This window comes from Halobacillus aidingensis, from assembly GCF_900104185.1.
GTDB classification, from domain to species: domain Bacteria; phylum Bacillota; class Bacilli; order Bacillales; family Halobacillaceae; genus Halobacillus; species Halobacillus aidingensis.
Map to the genome: position 1 here is coordinate 29,225 of NZ_FNIZ01000009.1, position 17,661 is coordinate 46,885.

Sequence of the window (17,661 nt, forward strand, 5' to 3'; positions counted from 1 at the left end):
TTTTCCGCTTTGAAAATCGCCATCATTACAGAAACATTCCTACCATCAACAGATGGAGTCGTCACACGATTAAAAGAGTCCATCAAATACTTGCGAAACCAAGATCATGAGGTCGTCGTCATTGCTCCAGACTTTGGTGTGACGGAATATGAAGGGGCGATCGTCGAAGGGGTCAAAACGACAAGAATGCCTTTCTACAGGTATCGAGAATTCAGTTTACCTCAGCGACGAGTGAAGGACTTGCTGCAAAAACATGATCCTGACCTCGTCCATGTGGTCAATCCAGCTCTTGTAGGGGTTTCCGGCGTCTATTATGCTGATAAACTGAACTATCCGTTAATTGCTTCCTATCATACTCACGTTCCTAAATACTTGGATTATTACCGATTATATCCGTTTAAGCCTCTTGTCTGGTGGTATTTCAGAAAGTTACACAACTACGCAGACGTGAACTTGTGTACTTCAAGAGCCATTAAGGCGGAGCTGGATGAAAAAAACTTCCATAATGTGAGTGTATGGGACCGTGGAGTCGCTGTCGATCATTACCATCCTCGACATAAAAGTGAAGAAATGAGGGAGCGATTGTCCGCAGGCAGGAAAGAAAACAAACTGCTTGTTTTTGTCGGTAGACTGGCTCCTGAAAAAGAAATTCATAAAATCAAACCATTATTGGAAAAGAGGGACGACATCTCTCTTGCCATCGTTGGAGATGGTCCGGTGAAAGATGAATTAGAGGAAACTTTCAAGGATACCAATACGGTGTTTACTGGGCTTATGCACGGAGAGGAGCTTGCTCAAGCTTTCGCTTCTTCTGATGCTCTGATTTTTCCATCGGTTACAGAAACGCTGGGCCTCGTCATATTGGAATCTATGGCTTCTGGTTTGCCTGTCATTGCGGCAAAGAGTGGTCCGACCATGGAACAAGTAGAAGATGGCAAAACTGGTCTATTGTTTGAAAATGAGAACACCGACAGTATGATTCAAGCGATACAAAGGTTGGAAGATGAAGAGTTATATCAGAGACTTTGCAAAAATGCACGGCAAGAAGCTGAAAAATATAGCTGGCAAAAACCTTCGGAGCAGATCCTTGAGTATTATTACAAGACGTTAAAGGTGTATGAAGAGCAGGCAGCAACAACGTCAAAAAAATCAAAGGTTAAAGTCACAGAGTAAACGCTCTGTGACTTTTCTTTTGCTTTGTTCATACCAAAAACTTAGTAGTAACTCCAAATACATTAAACATTAAACAACACCCAATAACAGAACATACGTTCCGATCCCCGTGAAATTAGCACCTCCTTGAAATATTTTCTACTCATACTTAGTAGCAACTCCGAAAAATTAAAAAAAAAACAATCAATAATCCAATCCACAAGTATCAATGTAAACTTCCTACAAAAGACGGATAGCAACTAACGCGACATTTTCGGAGCAGGAAAGGAGGGAGGTGCACAGATTTGCAATGATTCTATTGAAGAGAAGATCAGCATGTGGAATACGCCCTTATTTAAGTTGAATCATGGCTGTTAGGTTAATGACCTTAATACAAGTGTTAACCAAATGATAGCTTCGAGAGTATGAATGTCAAAATGTGTGTCACAAATACAAAGATTAATGTAATTACAATCAATTTGTGAATCGGCGGTTTATATCCGGCAGTACGTAAGTTGAATGGTATAAAATCCAGTATGATCAGGCTGAAATGTAAACTGATATATTTAATAATGATATAGCAGTTTGCTTGAGATCTTAGAGCAAACTTTATGAAATTGCTATGAAGTGTTATGGGTGTTACAAGATCACATTAAGTTAATCGGAGCTGGACAATACTAAGTCAGATTTTTTGTAGTAATCACAATGCCAAAAATATTAAAAGACAAATGATCCTTAAACATAAATAAGATCGATTAAGTCCGATGTTGAATTTCAGCTTATTTATTTCTATTTTGTCTCAATATCATGAGTATACTTTTGTAATGAGACAAAATGAACATTTATAAAATGAGTAAGTATAATAAATATTATGTAAAGTAGAATCTAAAAAGAAAAAGAGGAGTTATCCCCCTCTTTCTTTTATCTTGTTAAGTTCATTCCATCTTTGTTGAAATTCCAAGTCGTTTTTCATCCAATTTTTAAACGTGGTTGGCTCTATATTAATTTCAGCACAGCATTTGGTTATACATCCACTTTTAATGAACTTCATAAGAAATTTGTTTTTTCTTTCCTTAATAGCTGCCTTGGATACCACATGTTTACCATCCTCGAGGTCATCATAATTTTGGTTTTCTTTTAGATATTCTTCATATTTTCTGTCTAATCTTAAGTCGCTATCTGCATAAATCCAATCTCCAAAACCTTTTATTGATTGTCTTCCACTAATGATCAACCTTGTGTACGTTTGATATACTTTAAGATAACTTCTAATACCTCTTCTTTTTATCAGTTTGTTTAATTCTTCAAAAAATTGATGTGAGCCGCCTACAAACACAATTTGCTTCTTCTGGTAGTTAATACTTCCATCTCCATCAAAGTAACCTCTTACATAATGACTTAAGTGTAGATCAGGGATATTGGGCATAGATAGATGTTTTGTTTTATTTGGTCTAATTCCATGTATGTGAATGAGATCCTCTTTGAGAATCTTACTTCCGATATTAAGCATGTGTACACCTGTCCGTTCATTTTTTGTTATCGGATGGCTGGAATCCATTTCTCGCTTAATATCCAGAAGTATTTCTTTTTCCTTTTGTGCGATGCTAATTAACTGCGCATGACCTGAAATCATTCCATCTGCTGCAATAAACCCTAAAATATACGCCATGTTGTTGGACCACGTTTTGAAATAGTCTTCGTTGACCTTAAACTTCCTCTTCCAGCTGCCTCTAGGTCTTAATGGAACTTCTAGTTCTTTTAGTACGATACGGATATAACCAGGTGAAACATTTGCCTTTTTAGCAATAACAGTTGTACTCTCACCGCGCTTATACATTTGAGCAATTTCTACTTTGGACATCGTTCTTTTTCTCAATGGTTTATTCATTTATGGTCCCCTCCCAAATGTTCGTTCATTTCAATTATACCGAACATATGTTCTTGGGGGTAATTTTTAGCACTTTCACTTTGTTATTTCACATTTGATCAGCTAGGATGAAGATATAAGAAACCAAAGGAAGGTGTTTATGAAAAAGCTGATCTTTTTCGTGAGTACTGTATTAATGGCAATGATCATAAAGCCTAAGAAAATTGTTGCGCCAGTGATTCAAGAACATGAACATCTTTATCCAGGTACAAACCTATCCATTATACCTGGGGATTTGCTTTTTTCTCCAATCGGTAAAAAAGAATCGCGTTATATAGGTCATGTAGGGATTGTAACGAAAGATAATAAAGTTATTCATTCCATTCCTTCAGGAGTCGTGCAAGATCAAATGGAGGCCTATTTCAACAAATTCAGCAATATACGCATCTATTCCCCCCAGGATAGGAAATCAGGGGACGAGGCTGCTGATTATGTGGTGAAACTGCAAAAAAAGCATCCTCATGCCAAATATAAGATATGGACGCCTATAAGCAGGATCAACGAAGAACAGTATTGCACAAAAATCGTGTGGCAATCTTATTATTTTGGTGCAGGTGTCAATTTAGGCAAAATTTCTCCTCATGCTAAATCAGTGCACCCAGAGCGGTTAAAAGATCGCAGATATCTATCTAAGAAATAAAACAAGCTCATCCTTATTTATTGGATGAGCTTGTTAAATATTGATGAAAATCAGATTCTGAAATAATTTCAATTGGATAACCTTGGCTTAGCAGTGTTTCTGCTCTTTCGAGTTTACTTGTTTTTTTGCCATTTTTATACCCTTCAAACGTTTGTTCGCCTACGACCACAAAGTTTGTATTGGATTCAATCGTCGTGTGAAGTGTTCCACCAAAATCAACGACTTTTTGACTGGCTTCATCTCTTTTCATTTCTTTTAACTTTCCGGTAAACACAACAGCTGCGTTATAAAAAGGATGTGATGGATCGAACTGATTGGTTGCTGCCACGTAGGAAGATGGATGTGCTTTTTTTGCCCGTTTCTTTTTATTTACTCTCGCCGGCTCATAGCCCCCATCAAACATCATCCCGTTTGTTGTACCTGTTTTGTCTACAAGGTCTTTAGCATCAGTCGCTCCAAGCTCTTCTTTAGCTGACATAAGAATATGAGCAGAAGCTTTCGCATCTTCTAATGCATGGTGGTGACTGAACGTAAAACCAAGGTAACTGGAGACGATATTTAACTTGTATTTCGGCAGTTGCCACGTTTTCTTAGATATGTTGACGGTGCAGTTATACGCAAGCATCGGATAGCTGAGGTTGTATTGATCCAATACAGCACGCAAAACCCCCATATCAAACTGAGCATTATGAGCAACGACAAACTTTCCTTCAAGCCATGACCTGATCTCGCGCTCCCATAACACATCAAACTCCTCGGCATCTTCAACATCGCCTTTAGTTATTCCATGTACACGGATATTAATGGGTGAAAAATAGTTTTTCTTTGGTTTCACTAACCTGTAATATTCTCTTTTTATAAAGCCCTGTTCATATTCCACCATACCAATGGAACAAACAGATCCTCTTGAAGAATTAGCTGTCTCAAAATCAAGAGCTACAAAGTTCATGTCGATCTCCTTTATTTATAGTGTTATCTTAATAATAAATGGGCGAGCATAGGCGCGTCTATTGTAAAGGCTTGCCATATAAAATTAGTCCAATGACGGAATATTCCTTGTGTGAAAAGCAAAAGATAGAGCCCAAGGAGGCGTTAGAGGATGGCTTTTGATTATGCAGAGCTGCCGAAAGAAAAGCTGCAAAGGGTAAAAGAGCTTGAAAATCAACTGAATGTTGTTTTGATCGCCTACGATTCCAAGTATAAAGATTAAATAAAAGACGCCGGTATCGGCGTCTTTTTGAATGGCATCGTTTATCTTCAGTGAATCGTTACTTTTTATATATCGTTAACTTTTCTTCAATTGGTGTACGGGTTTTCTGTTTTGGCTGTTGCTCAAAGAAGCCCATATGGATGAAACCTACAATTTTTTCCCCAGGACGAACACCTAAAAGTTCACGAACTTTCGGCTCGTGAATTTGTGGATTTGTTTTCCAGCATACACCTAATTCACGTTCCCAGGCTAGTAATTGAAAATTTTGAAGCATGCTGCTGATCGCTCCAAAGTTTTCCTCCCACTGCTTTTGACGGGGGTCTTCATTCATAATCGCTATAAGGAAAGCAGCCGGCTGGCTGAAATAGTTTCTGCGGTTTTCCTGCATGTCACGAGGAAATGTTTGTACAAGGGATTCCACGAATTCTTCTTTTTCATGAGAAGGAATGAAAATGAATCTCCAAGGTTCACGTAAGCCGTGTGTTGGTGCCCATCTTGCATCATCTAACAGTTCAGTAACAAGTTCTGTTGGTACTTCTTTATCTAAGTATCCACTCTTCACGGAGCGACGTTCACGAATGATTCTAGCTAATTCTGTTTTTGTTTGTTCCATACCTCTCACCTACGTATCTAAAGTTTTATTTACGGTAATGATAATCGTTCTCAGTGGTTTTGTCAAGGTTTATTCCTTTAAATAATCAATCATGAAAAGGTTGATCCATGCATACACAAAAGAAAAGCTACCTATGTTGAGGTAGCTTTTTGCATCTATTATTCTAAATTTTCAGCGATTTCTTCAGCCAGTCGTTCCGCAGATAGAGGACCGGCAAAGGTACCCATATCTCCTGGAAGCTTGTAAGTATGGTTTTCTTCTACAAAGTTTAAATTCGTCCATGCTGGATTGTCGGCCAAGTTATCAAAAATGGGATCGTCGTCCTGAACAAGATAGAAGAAATGAGAATCCTGGTAATTCTGAAGGGACTCTACATCAGAATTTACAAACCCAAAAATTTCAGGTTGTTCAGTTTCTACTGCGTTGTTGATGCCCATTTGATTCAAAACACCAGCTACTACAGAATTGTCTGTAAACAACCTCATCGTAGGTGTGTTTTGAGAGGTGAAAGCTTGCGTTACAACGGCCTCCACTTTACTGCCGTCTCCAATTTCTTTACCCAATGCAGAAATTCTTTGTTCCATTTGGGTTAGATATTTTTCAGCTTCTTTTTCTTTTTTGAATAGTTCACCCATCTTTTTGAATTCATTTTTTAAGTGCTGATATTGATCACTTGCTCCCTCTTCGGAATAAGGTGCGAACATAATAGTAGGAGCAATCTCGTTCAATTGGTCTTCAAATCCTTCGTGCCTGTACTTCGCACCAATGATTAAGTCAGGGTCCAGGCGTGAAATGGCTTCAAAATTCGGTTCTGAACGCGTACCGACATCCTGCACCTCATCTGCAAGCGGCTCACCTACATTGACCCACTTGTTGTACCCCTCTTTATCTGCTACTCCAACGGGCTGAATATGTAAGGGAAGCATATGCTCAACATAGGACCACTCTAAAACGACAACTCTTTCTGGTGTACCTTCAATATCCACTTCCCCTGTGCTGCTTTCAACCGTTCTCGTTTCTTCTGACGTTGAGGATTCAGAAGAAGCAGTTTCATCACTAGATCCCTCTTCTCCACATGCGGCTAAGAAAAGAACGAGCAATAATAATGATAGTATCTGCCATATTTTCATAAAAAAACTCCCTTTCATCTAAATAATTGATAAAGATTATCATTATCAATATTATTGTAAAGGAAGGATCGTACTCCGTCAATGAGAATCATTTTCAATAAAAAAGAAGAAAGGCGCATTACCCTTCTTCTTCAAACAAATACAAAAACTCTCTATATCCACGCTTTTTCATCTCCTGCTTAGGAATAAACTCCATGGCTGCACTATTCATGCAGTATCTCAACCCTGTTGGTTCTGGGCCATCTTCAAATACGTGACCAAGATGATTATCTCCTTGTTTACTTCTTACTTCTGTCCTCATTCCGAAAATCCCTGGATCATCCTTTGTCGTGATATTTTCCTCAAGGATTGGCTTCGTGAAGCTCGGCCATCCTGTGCCTGATTTATATTTATCTGTCGAACTGAACAACGGATCTCCTGAGAGGATGTCTACATAGATCCCCTCTTCCTTATTGTCCCAGTAGGCATTATCAAAAGCTTTTTCTGTGCCGTCTTCTTGTGTTACTTCATATTGGATATCCGTAAGCTTCTTTTTTAAGTCTTGGTCAGAATACTCAACCACTTCACCGTTATATAACTCTACTCTCTTCGCGTCTTCAGATTCACTGGTTGTAGAAGCTCCAGAATTTTTATTGAAAAAGAAAAGGACGCCGACACTCAATAGTAATAGAATGATGATCGCTCCTGCTGTCATCTTTTTCATTCCTTCTCCTCCCTAATTTTAAAGTGTTGTATCTCAATCTTACCATGCTAGCTAGTGTTCAAAAAATTTCAGTGCTCATCATATATGAACGAAAGTTATGAAATCAGTAATATTTGTCCATCCTAAGAAAAGGATATAAATGGAGGGATCTTCAATGAAAACTGTAACCTCAATATTGGCCATAGGCCTCATCGTCATGAGTGGATGTACGGCTGATAACACTGGAGTAGAAATGAAGGATTATGAACAACAACAATTATCTACTTCCCCCACCACCGATTCACTCAATGATATGAATTACGAAACGAATGAAAAGGTGGATAATGCGAGAAAAGCTCTTCCGTTTCAACAATTTGATCTGGAAATTGATTATGTAGATACACTCTCTTATGAAATCCAATACGTATCGAATGAATCTCAAACCCGTGCTGTGATCCACGAAATCGGGGAAGAAAAGATTTCAGGAGAAAAGGCGCTTGATCAACTGACTCCTCATTTCATGGAACTCAGTTTTGATGAAGATTCATCTGAACAAGAAGTGATTGAAGATGTTTTACAAGTTTTCGGTCTTGATGAAACGTATAAGGAATTTAAGTTAAGGGTTATTTACAGCAACGGCTTAGAGGCAGAATACGAAGATTAAGGGATGTAAACTAAAACAAGCACCTTTGTTAAATGACTTAGATGCTTGTTTTTTATATTTTATTTAGTTTCGGAGTTGCTACTAAGTTTTAAGTGCGATCATGATTGATTACTGTTTTTCCATTTTCTTGAATAATTTTTCGTTCTTTCATCAATTGTCCAAGGGCTCGTTTGAATGCTGACTTACTGATTTTAAAAGTTTTTCGGATGTCTTCTGGATCACTTTTATCATGAAGGAACATGACACCATCGTTTTCTTGTAAATATTCATAGATAACCTCTGCATCTTCCTTCATCCCCTCTTGTTTTAGAGGACGAAGAGATAAATTGATTGTCCCATCGTCTTTTACATCAATGATTCTAGCTGTAATCGTTTCTCCAAGTCTTGGTTCTTCTTTCCTTTCACTTGGGTGGACGAACCCTCGGTAGCCCTCTCCAGATAATACCGTTGAACCTGCTTTCGTCGCTCGATACACACGAGCGGTCACTTCTTGTCCAAGAACTTCTTTGGGGGCAGGTTCCAGATCATCCATGACTTCCTGTTCAGAAATAGGTTCTGCCAAAAGACGACCTTTTTTATCTAGTTCTAAACTGACAAATAAATGATCACCTTCTTTTGGCCAAACGGATTTAAGAAGAGGTAGATGATCGGAGGAAACAAGAATATCCTTATTGTTTAAGCCGATATCAACGAATACACCCATATTCGGAACAACTTCTACGACTTCAGCCCATCCATAAGTATCTTTGGTAACTTCCGGAATTTCCATTGTCGCAGAAGCTTGTCCTTTCTTATTTTCATAAATGAACATGTCTCTGCTTTCGTCCAGTTCAATCTCTTCGGTTACATCTTCGTCCAGGAGTACAAACTCTTCATTTTGAATATCAACAATCAAGCCTTCTGTGATTTTCTTTTTAATTTTTCCTTGTTGGATTGTTCCCAATATATTGACATCTTTCATGTAATTTCATCCTTTTTCGTAACGTAATGGTACTTATTATAGCTTACATCGATCCATTTTAAAACGATGATTTATTATAAATGAAAAAGCGTGGCATCTGCCACGCTTTGATGTGATTAATACCACCAAGAAGCTCCTACAATAATTAGGAGAATAAACAAAACAACGATTAGCGCAAAGCCTCCACCATATCCTTTACTCATTCCAATTCCCCCCTTTACTTCTTTATATGAAGATGGGTAAGAATCGGTATGGGTAAAAGGCTTAGCTACCTGAGGATTAGGCGTATAAATGCTATCAACCAAAGAGTCATTTTCGAGATGTTTTTTGAGTGGATGGGGCTGCGGGGAATGACTCGCTTTCAAGCCACCCCTGACTCCCATTATAGCAATTGAAGCCCGAAAACATCTCGAAACTGAGGTTTCCACAATCGGGAGCTTATTTATAATGAGGTTTAATTAATTCTGAAACAACTGAGCGATTCTGTGGTAGGATTTTTTCTTTTCTTCAAAGTCGAATATATTCGTAATGATTAAAAACTCATCCGTACCGTAGTATTCAGACAGTTCTTCCAATTGAGTTTTCACTTGATCTGGGTTTCCGATAATGCAGCGTCTTCGATTTTTACTTATTTTCTCCATCTGGTCTTTTGTATAAGGGTAGTCTCTGGCCACATCTATAGAGGGTACACGGGTATCCAGCCCTTTTTCCACCCGAAGCAACCAGAGGTCTTGGCTTTTGGCCAGCTCCTCTGCCTCTTCTTCTGTTTCTCCGCAAACGACGAATATACACACATTCACGCTTGGTTCTTTCATATCCGATCCTTTGAATCGCTCCCTATAGGTGGCAATGGATGCCTTTCCATGATCAGGGTTGATGAAATGACCAAAAGTGAACCCTGTCCCATTCAGAGCTGCATGTTTGGCACCTCGCTCTGTCAATCCAAGAACCCATAGTTCAGGCTGATGTTCGGTTTCCGGCCGAGCTTTTACACCGAAGAATCGATCATCTTTAGGAGTGGATCCTTGTAAGAACTGTTTCAGCTCTTTCACTTGCCTCGAAAAAGAACTGAGGGGCTTCTCAATTCCATCAGTTAGGGCAAGCCTTGTCTTTGGCCCACCTCCTGGGGAACGGCCGAGACCTAGGTCGACTCTTCCAGGAAAAAAAGCTTCAAGCATGCGGAAATTTTCAGCTACTTTCAATGGGCTGTACTGTGGAAGTAAGACACCACCTGATCCAACTCGAATCGTTGTTGTGGATTGGGCAATCATGGATATAAGTATTTCAGGAGACGTACTGGCAAGGCCATTGGTATTGTGATGTTCAGCAACCCAATACCTGTGAAATCCTAATTCCTCTGTGTATTTTGCCAATTCCACTGATTGTTGTAACGCTTTTTGAGCAGAGTCCCCCTCGGAGATCGGGCTTTGATCAAGCACACTTAGTTTCAATGCAAGCTCACCTTTCTTTTATTTGTACACGTCATCCATAATTTGTTTTAGTATTTGCATCTGTTCTTCGAATAAAAGCTTATAACGTTTCTTTAATACATCGAATTCTTCTTTGCCATCATCCGTAAGGTAATACCAGTAAACCTTTTGTCTTTTCTTATCATGTGATTTGTAATCATCCTTACGGTATAATAAACCTTGCTCTGTCATTTCATGTAGGGTATCTAGTAATGTGGAAGGTGCGGGAATCCAATTCTTCGTAAGTTTTTTGAACTCTGCTTTGAAATGTTCACTGATCATCGGCTGATGAACTTGTAACAGGTGCATGATATAAAACTTCGTAAATTGTGCGGCACTCATGTTTAAAGCAAATCGTTTCGGATTGTTTTTATGAGACAAAATCATCCACCCCTTGTCATAAAATGGTCTTTCTATCATTCTACAACAAAAGATGGATGAATTGTCCAATTATACGCACATTCGTTCGCTTAAATATTATGATTTTGCTTTAATTTCGGAGTTGCTACTAAGTTTAAAGTAGAACGAGTTAACGTACTTTAATGGCAATTTTTCCGAAATTTTTGGATTCTTGAATGTATTCGAAAGCTTCCTTATACTGATCCATCGTAAAAATCTTATCCAGTTGAGGTTTTATTTTGTGGTCGCTTATAAAACCGAGCATCTCACGCAATTCCTCGGCACTTCCCATCGTGGAACCAAGCAAATTATACTGCCCGTAGAAGAACTGTCGGATATTAAATGTCACTTCATCTTCTGTCGTCGACCCAAAAGTGACAATTGTTCCTCCCTTACGAACAACCCCCAATGACTTATTAAACGTAGCATTACCAATAGTTTCGATGAGGAGGTCCACCTGTTCAGAAGCTAGAGCCTCCTGCCAATCTTCTTCTGTAGAAATGGCTAGATCAGCTCCTAGGTTCAAGGCTTCCTTTTGTTTGCTTTCTGATCGGGAAGTTACGATGACTCTTGCCCCGATTGCTTTCGCATACTTCAGGCAAAAGGTAAGGACTCCGCTGCCAATTCCCGGCAGCATGACCGTTTGACCCGCTTCAAGATTCCCTCTTGTAAACAAGGCCCGATAGGCGGTCAGTGCGGCTAATGGAAGAACGCCTGCTTCTTCAAAAGACAAATGCTCAGGTTTTCGTTCAAGATGGTCCTCTGTACATGTGTAATATTCTGCAAATGTCCCGTGATCCGGAAGGCCGACGATTTCAAATCCTTCTGGAGGTGCATCGCTGTTTTCCTGCCAACCGAGTCCAGGATTGACAATGACTTCGTCACCTGGTTGAAACTTGGTGACATTTCCTCCTACTGTTTCTACAATGCCGGAAGCATCTGACCCAGGTATCAAAGCAGGATCATCTGCTTTATGCCGCTTCGTGACGACCGCTAAATCCCTACGGTTCATCCCTGCTGTATGTACCTTTACTCTCACTTCGTTGTCACTGATTTGACGTTCTGGCATCTCTTTTACCTTCAAACCTTCAAGTCCTTCTTTTTCTTCATGTACAATTGCTCTCATTCATATCTTCTCCCTTCTTTTACAATTGTCTTCAGTCTACCAATAAGTGCCTGGTTATCAAAATAAGTCGCATAAAAAAACTCCTTTCTGAATCCACAGAAAGGAGTTTTTTCTATACTATATGAAATTAGTCTGCTAGTACTTGAACTTTAACTGATTGTCTACCAAAGGAAAGTGCCTCTTCACGGGAAGGCATGAAAATATCGATACGGTTGCCGTTGATGGCACCGCCAGTATCTCCAGCGATTGCCGTTCCGTAACCTTCGACATATACTTTAGATCCAAGTGGAATGACGTTCGGATCTACAGCAATGACTTTTTGATCCGGATTAGCACGCAAGTCGATTCCAGTAGCTGTTACACCGCTGCATCCTGTGCAGTAAGCGGTATAAGCCGTAGCTTCAGCCGTAAACTCTTTCACCACATCATTGCTTGTATCTTCGCTTGTGCTTGTTTGCGTTGCTGTTGATGTGCTGTCACTTGAATTACTGCTAGAACTATTGCTTGAGCTGCTGTTCGAACTTGGAGCAGACGTTTGTACAGCTTGTCCATCAACTTTGAACTGGTCGCCAGGATGAATGAGGGTGGAAGTCAGGTTGTTCCACGCCATCAGCTGATCGACTGAAATATTGAATTTTTGAGAAATGGCGAACAACGTGTCTCCAGACTTCACTGTGTAAGTGGATGTGTTGGAAGACGTAGTAGATGAAGGTGTGCTGGATTTAGACTCATTAGCTACTTTTAATGTTTGATTTGGGTAAATAAGGTTTGAATTTAAACCATTCCATGTCTTCAAGTCTTGAACGCTGACGTCATATTTCTGGGAGATTCCCCAAAGAGTATCCCCTTTATCGATTTTATATTCCGTTTCGTGGGCACTTACCGTTGTGGCGAATGCTCCAGTTAATGCGACAGTTGCTACCACAGAAAATACAGTTTTTTTCATGAAATTCTGCCTCCTCTTGATTGGTCGATCCCTATGTATTTAGGTGATCCGTTCACAATTACAAGATTAACAGAATCTCAGGATAAATTAAGAACAAACAAGCAACAGTTTGTTTGCAAACATAACATCCATATTTCACAGCCATTACAAAAGGAGCATTTGTACCGTCAAACGGTCAAAAATGCCCGTGTTTTTCTTGATTTCGCCATCATTCTACAAAAAGGAATATTTGATTATTCATAGATTTTTTACCCGAAAATGATAGAAAAAAACATATTTTAGCGAAAAAAAGCACAGATCCTTAGAGGATCTGTGCTTTTATCACATTCTTATTTAGCTGCTACTTGCTTTTGAACTTCCGGGTCGTTCAAGAACTCATCATATGTCATCTCTTTATTGACAACCTTACCATTAGGCGTAATTTCTATAATACGATTAGCAATCGTCTGAATGAACTCATGGTCATGGGATGCAAAAATGACAGAACCTTTGAAATTAATCAATCCTTTGTTCAAGGAAGTGATGGACTCTAGATCAAGGTGGTTCGTCGGTTCATCTAGAAGAAGAACGTTCGCACCAGAAAGCATCATTTTAGAAAGCATGCAGCGCACCTTCTCTCCACCTGAAAGGACATTCGCTTTCTTAAGCGCCTCTTCTCCTGAGAACAGCATACGTCCAAGGAAGCTCCGTAGGAACGTTTCTGTTTCATCTTCTGGTGAATACTGACGCAGCCACTCGACAAGGTTCAAATTCGAACCTTCGAAGAATTCCGAGTTATCTTTAGGGAAGTAACTTTGAGAAGTCGTTACCCCCCATTTATAGGTACCTTCATCCGGTTCAACCTCACCCATAAGGATTTGGAAAAGTGTCGTTTTGGCAACTTCATTTGAACCAACAAGGGCCACTTTATCGTCTTTATTAAGGGTAAAGCTGACATTGTCCAATACTTTCTCTCCATCCACCGTCTTTGAAAGGTTTTCAACTGTCAGCAAGTCATTTCCGATTTCACGGTCCGCATTAAATGCAATGTAAGGATACTTTCTGGAAGAAGGTTGGATATCATCCAGCGTGATTTTATCTAGTAGCTTTTTACGTGACGTCGCTTGTTTGGATTTGGAGGCATTGGCACTGAAACGCGCAATGAACTCTTTCAAATCCTTAATCTTTTCTTCTTTTTTCTTATTCTGTTCTGAAGCCATTTTCTGCGCTAATTGACTGGACTCATACCAGAAGTCATAGTTTCCGACATAAACCTGGATTTTTCCAAAGTCAAGGTCTGCGATATGAGTACAGACATTGTTCAAGAAGTGACGGTCGTGGGAAACCACAATGACTGTATTTTCAAAATCAATCAAAAAGTCTTCCAACCATTGGATCGCTTTAATATCGAGGTGGTTGGTCGGCTCATCGAGAAGAAGAACATCCGGATTACCGAACAGCGCTTGTGCAAGAAGAACCTTCACTTTTTCAGACCCTTGCAGTTCACTCATTTTCTTATCATGAAGCTCTTCGCCAATGCCTAACCCTTTCAATAAACGGGCCGCATCAGAATCCGCTTCCCATCCATTCATTTCAGCGAATTCTCCTTCAAGTTCCGCTGCACGCATGCCGTCTTCTTCTGAAAAGTCGCCTTTCATATAGATGGCATCTTTTTCTTTCATCACCTCATATAGACGTGTATGCCCCATAATGACGGTTTCAAGTACTTGATATTCGTCATATTCGAAATGGTTCTGTTTCAAAACGGCCAAACGCTGATCCTTCTTCAAACTTACATCACCCGTTTGAGCCTCGATCTCACCACTCAAAATCTTTAAGAATGTAGATTTCCCTGCACCGTTCGCACCAATCAGCCCATAGCAATTGCCGGGAGTGAATTTTATATTTACGTCTTCAAACAACTTTTGGTCGCCGAACCGAAGACTTACATTATTTACTGTTAACATGTGATAATCCTCCAGTACTCTTGTTTCTATAACATAGAAATTATATCATTCTTGAGCGTTGTATGATAGCCGCCTGAGATATTAAAAATATCCACGCTCACTTCCCCACTCAAGAAACAAATCATAATCTTCATATACCTTTTTTTCATAATGCTCGGCCCATAAACTGAGCTGCTGTCGGAACCTCTTTTTCTCAGTCCCGACCGCTTCCATAATGCTGTCTTCACTATGATAGTCGAGCATTCCTTCGTCAATATCCACATCAGCCCTCGCGTGGATTTTCGCACTCACTTTTGCCATCGTCTTTACCGTCTGTTTGACAGACTTAAGATCACTTAAATGTTTTTCTTTTACATCCTTGGAAAAAGGCGAGCGTTCCCGGACGTAAAAGTCTTTACCGTCCATCGTGAAATATCCGAGAAATGGATCGGAAAGGTGGTGCATCGCCTGCTGGGTGTGAATGACTCTTCTTCCCTGGTGTTTGTGATCGTTCCAAAATGCCTCATCATAAGGAAAGAAGTAAGCAGGTACTGGAGTTCGTGCTTCTTTCGCTTCAAGGATAATATCATCCTCATGGTCTTCGTGACACTCGCCTTCAATGAGAATGTAATATCTTTTCAAACCTGTCGAACCGATTCCCGCTCCTGTCTTTTTGACCACATCTTTGATCCGGTAATAGTCCTTCGACTTCTTTTTCTTTGCGTCCAGAGAATGATAATAGTCCTCCCACGCTTTTTCTAACAATCGTTTTTCGTGTTTAGGAACAGAAGACAGCTTGTCCTTCCCGATATCGAAAGACCGAATGGAATCGTGGTTGATGATGGTCTGCTTTTTCAGTTCGTGTGACAAACTTCTTTGCTCCGCTTTGTTTATCGCCTTTTTAACAGGACCTTTCGCTGACTCTTTCGTAAATTGGACTTTTTCCGGACTTAATTCTCGATCATGGTAGGCTTGCATTTGTTTTAAGTACGTTTTCAAATAACGATGGACCATCTGTTCTTTAGCCTCATCGTCATACGAAAGGGAATGCATCATCAGACGTATACTAACAACCATGCGTAAGACATCGTAAAGATAAGAACCAAGGTATCCTTCATCGAAGTCGTCCACATCAAAGACGATCTGCTTGTTTTCGTTTTGAAAAACACTGAAGTTGTTGAAATGTAAATCTCCCATGATCCATGTCGGTCTGTCCCTCGGTGTATGAAAGGTAAAAGGCAGATCTGTCGTATCATGAAAGAACAGGTAGGCGCTTCCTCTGAAAAAGCTGTAAGGATCGGCTTTCATTTTGTTATATTTCTTCTTTCGCTCTTTCTCCGTTAATGCCATTATATCCCCATCAAATTTGTCTAAAACAGTAGACAGCGAATTCTTTCTTAACATTTGTTTTGTTTCAAGCATCTGCTTTACTTTTTGGTCCATCGTCTCTCCTCCCTTAGATATAAGAAAAAGCGATTGCCTGAGAAGCAATCGCTTTTTTCATTATGACTCTGCTTTATAGTATAAACTATTGTTTTCTACAACTTGAAGCACTTTGTTTTCTTCTTCCATATCACTTCCGCACATTGGACACTTCTTGTTATTATTGGTTCTGAAGTTGTCTCTCATCCAACAGTTGCAATCTTCGGATGTACAAACCCATATCTTCGTATCTTCTTCTTTGATCTCAGCCTGATTTTTCTTTCCGAAAGCCATCGGCGTAGCCCCCCCTTTAGAATGTCATGATATAAAAGAGACTGACCTTCAAAAGCCAGTCTCTTTCTATTTTTTATTATAGTTTCGTGACGTTTGCAGCTTGTGGTCCGCGATTTCCTTCTGTCACTTCAAACTCTACAGCTTGACCTTCCTCTAGAGACTTGAAGCCTTCTTCGTTGATCGCGCTGAAGTGTACAAATACATCGTCTTCACCTTCAACCTCGATAAAACCAAAACCTTTTTCCGCGTTAAACCACTTCACTGTACCTGTTTTCATAGGGATGGATCCTCCAATGTTTCAAAAATTAATATGCGTTTTGCAATAAAGAAAAAATCACATATTATAAAAAGTACCAATAAGATTGATCACTCTTTATAATAGGTGATTGGAAGTGCGAACTTCTGAATATTGGTAAATTTTATCCTTTTATTCACTATACTATGACTCACCGGTGAAGTCAAGCAGAGCGCGCTATTAACGTTACACGACTAGTATATACAGTGTGAAGGCGAATTATTCCTTTAAATTATGATCTTTCTATGATGGCACAAGCGATTCGTTTTCCTGCATTTCCGCTTGGCTGGGACTCGTAGTCATCAGGCCCTTCATGGATAATCACCGATTTCCCGATAATGTCACGCACGTTAAAGCGGTCCGTGAAAAATATCATTCTTGCTCTTCCTTGATTGGAAAACAATACAGGGAAGTCTCCCGCATGATTCCCGTGCGGCTGCTCGTCTGGATTCCAGTGTCCCCCGGCAGAGGCGAAGGGATCTTTGCCGTCCCCGATTTCGCAAACTCCTTTTTCATGGATGTGAAACCCATGAGGTCCGACCTGCTTTCCGTTTTTTGGCTTTTTGAAATCAGGCAGCCCTTCCACCTGAACAAAGACTTCGACTCCGTAAGGCATTTGGTAAAATTGCATGGTCCCTTTCAAGTTGGGAGCAAGTGGACTACTTAAAAATTTTGCCTGTGCCGTTTCAGAAGCATACGTTTGTCTATACGGACCGTTTTGGATATACAATAAACAACATCCTCCTTTCTGTCTATTCTTATGACCTCCGCTTCGCCCTTAGACCAATGGAGTCAGTGCATAGCAA

19 protein-coding genes are annotated in these 17,661 nt (G+C 39.8%); 3 read left to right on the plus strand and 16 right to left on the minus strand.

The genetic code is table 11. From position 1 onward, the window contains the following. Window positions 1-9: 9 nt before the first annotated feature. On the plus strand, window positions 10-1,173 hold the full coding sequence (locus BLS23_RS10370) for a glycosyltransferase family 4 protein (protein ID WP_089652489.1): 1,164 nt from the start codon (window positions 10-12) through the stop codon (window positions 1,171-1,173). A gap of 883 nt (window positions 1,174-2,056) precedes the next feature. On the opposite strand, the gene BLS23_RS10375 is transcribed toward BLS23_RS10370, so the two are convergent. Beyond that, on the minus strand, window positions 2,057-3,040 hold the full coding sequence (locus BLS23_RS10375; protein ID WP_089652490.1) for an LAGLIDADG family homing endonuclease: 984 nt from the start codon (window positions 3,038-3,040) through the stop codon (window positions 2,057-2,059). Between the two features lie 139 nt (window positions 3,041-3,179). Here BLS23_RS10375 and BLS23_RS10380 point away from each other — a divergent pair, with 139 nt between their 5' ends. Further along, window positions 3,180-3,719 carry a C40 family peptidase gene (locus BLS23_RS10380; RefSeq protein WP_089652491.1) on the plus strand — a complete coding sequence of 180 codons (540 nt, stop codon included), beginning with the start codon at window positions 3,180-3,182 and terminating at the stop codon, window positions 3,717-3,719. A gap of 13 nt (window positions 3,720-3,732) precedes the next feature. On the opposite strand, the gene BLS23_RS10385 is transcribed toward BLS23_RS10380, so the two are convergent. The 4 genes from BLS23_RS10385 to msrB form a co-directional block, all read right to left on the minus strand. Then, complete coding sequence (locus BLS23_RS10385; RefSeq protein WP_089652492.1) at window positions 3,733-4,668, minus strand: exonuclease domain-containing protein; 936 nt, start codon at window positions 4,666-4,668, stop codon at window positions 3,733-3,735. A 319-nt stretch (window positions 4,669-4,987) separates the two neighbouring features. Beyond that, window positions 4,988-5,542, minus strand: a complete 555-nt coding sequence (locus BLS23_RS10390) for a nitroreductase family protein (RefSeq protein ID WP_089652493.1) — start codon at window positions 5,540-5,542, stop codon at window positions 4,988-4,990. Between the two features lie 158 nt (window positions 5,543-5,700). Beyond that, window positions 5,701-6,672: an ABC transporter substrate-binding protein gene (locus BLS23_RS10395; protein ID WP_089652494.1), complete on the minus strand. Its 972-nt coding sequence runs from the start codon at window positions 6,670-6,672 to the stop codon at window positions 5,701-5,703. 118 nt (window positions 6,673-6,790) lie between these two features. Further along, a complete protein-coding gene (gene msrB, locus BLS23_RS10400) occupies window positions 6,791-7,375 on the minus strand; it encodes a peptide-methionine (R)-S-oxide reductase MsrB (RefSeq protein ID WP_089652495.1) in 585 nt (194 codons plus the stop codon). A 154-nt stretch (window positions 7,376-7,529) separates the two neighbouring features. Here msrB and BLS23_RS10405 point away from each other — a divergent pair, with 154 nt between their 5' ends. After that, window positions 7,530-8,018 carry a YusW family protein gene (locus BLS23_RS10405; protein ID WP_167356067.1) on the plus strand — a complete coding sequence of 163 codons (489 nt, stop codon included), beginning with the start codon at window positions 7,530-7,532 and terminating at the stop codon, window positions 8,016-8,018. A gap of 88 nt (window positions 8,019-8,106) precedes the next feature. Here the strand turns inward: BLS23_RS10405 and BLS23_RS10410 are convergent, their stop codons facing one another. From BLS23_RS10410 to BLS23_RS10465, 11 genes are all read right to left on the minus strand, one after another. Beyond that, on the minus strand, window positions 8,107-8,979 hold the full coding sequence (locus tag BLS23_RS10410) for a CvfB family protein (protein ID WP_089652497.1): 873 nt from the start codon (window positions 8,977-8,979) through the stop codon (window positions 8,107-8,109). Window positions 8,980-9,095: 116 nt separating this feature from the next. Then, entirely contained in the window at window positions 9,096-9,182 is an 87-nt protein-coding gene (locus BLS23_RS10415) for a YjcZ family sporulation protein (RefSeq protein ID WP_008640034.1), read from the minus strand. A 255-nt stretch (window positions 9,183-9,437) separates the two neighbouring features. Further along, window positions 9,438-10,430, minus strand: a complete 993-nt coding sequence (locus BLS23_RS10420; protein WP_089652498.1) for an LLM class flavin-dependent oxidoreductase — start codon at window positions 10,428-10,430, stop codon at window positions 9,438-9,440. An 18-nt stretch (window positions 10,431-10,448) separates the two neighbouring features. Beyond that, window positions 10,449-10,835, minus strand: coding sequence for a helix-turn-helix transcriptional regulator (locus tag BLS23_RS10425; protein WP_244157174.1), 387 nt, complete (start codon window positions 10,833-10,835; stop codon window positions 10,449-10,451). Window positions 10,836-10,977: 142 nt separating this feature from the next. After that, window positions 10,978-11,973 (minus strand): zinc-binding dehydrogenase, encoded by a 996-nt coding sequence (locus BLS23_RS10430; RefSeq protein WP_089652500.1) that lies wholly within the window; start codon window positions 11,971-11,973, stop codon window positions 10,978-10,980. A 127-nt stretch (window positions 11,974-12,100) separates the two neighbouring features. Continuing rightward, window positions 12,101-12,919 carry a 3D domain-containing protein gene (locus BLS23_RS10435; RefSeq protein WP_089652501.1) on the minus strand — a complete coding sequence of 273 codons (819 nt, stop codon included), beginning with the start codon at window positions 12,917-12,919 and terminating at the stop codon, window positions 12,101-12,103. Between the two features lie 329 nt (window positions 12,920-13,248). Next, window positions 13,249-14,865, minus strand: coding sequence for an ABC-F family ATP-binding cassette domain-containing protein (locus tag BLS23_RS10445; RefSeq protein WP_089652503.1), 1,617 nt, complete (start codon window positions 14,863-14,865; stop codon window positions 13,249-13,251). Between the two features lie 81 nt (window positions 14,866-14,946). Next, complete coding sequence (locus tag BLS23_RS10450; protein ID WP_089652504.1) at window positions 14,947-16,287, minus strand: DUF2252 domain-containing protein; 1,341 nt, start codon at window positions 16,285-16,287, stop codon at window positions 14,947-14,949. Between the two features lie 60 nt (window positions 16,288-16,347). Beyond that, entirely contained in the window at window positions 16,348-16,560 is a 213-nt protein-coding gene (locus BLS23_RS10455; protein WP_089652505.1) for a cold-shock protein, read from the minus strand. 76 nt (window positions 16,561-16,636) lie between these two features. Continuing rightward, window positions 16,637-16,837, minus strand: coding sequence for a cold-shock protein (locus BLS23_RS10460; protein WP_027954344.1), 201 nt, complete (start codon window positions 16,835-16,837; stop codon window positions 16,637-16,639). Window positions 16,838-17,087: 250 nt separating this feature from the next. Next, on the minus strand, window positions 17,088-17,585 hold the full coding sequence (locus tag BLS23_RS10465; RefSeq protein WP_089652506.1) for a superoxide dismutase family protein: 498 nt from the start codon (window positions 17,583-17,585) through the stop codon (window positions 17,088-17,090). Window positions 17,586-17,661 lie beyond the last annotated feature (76 nt).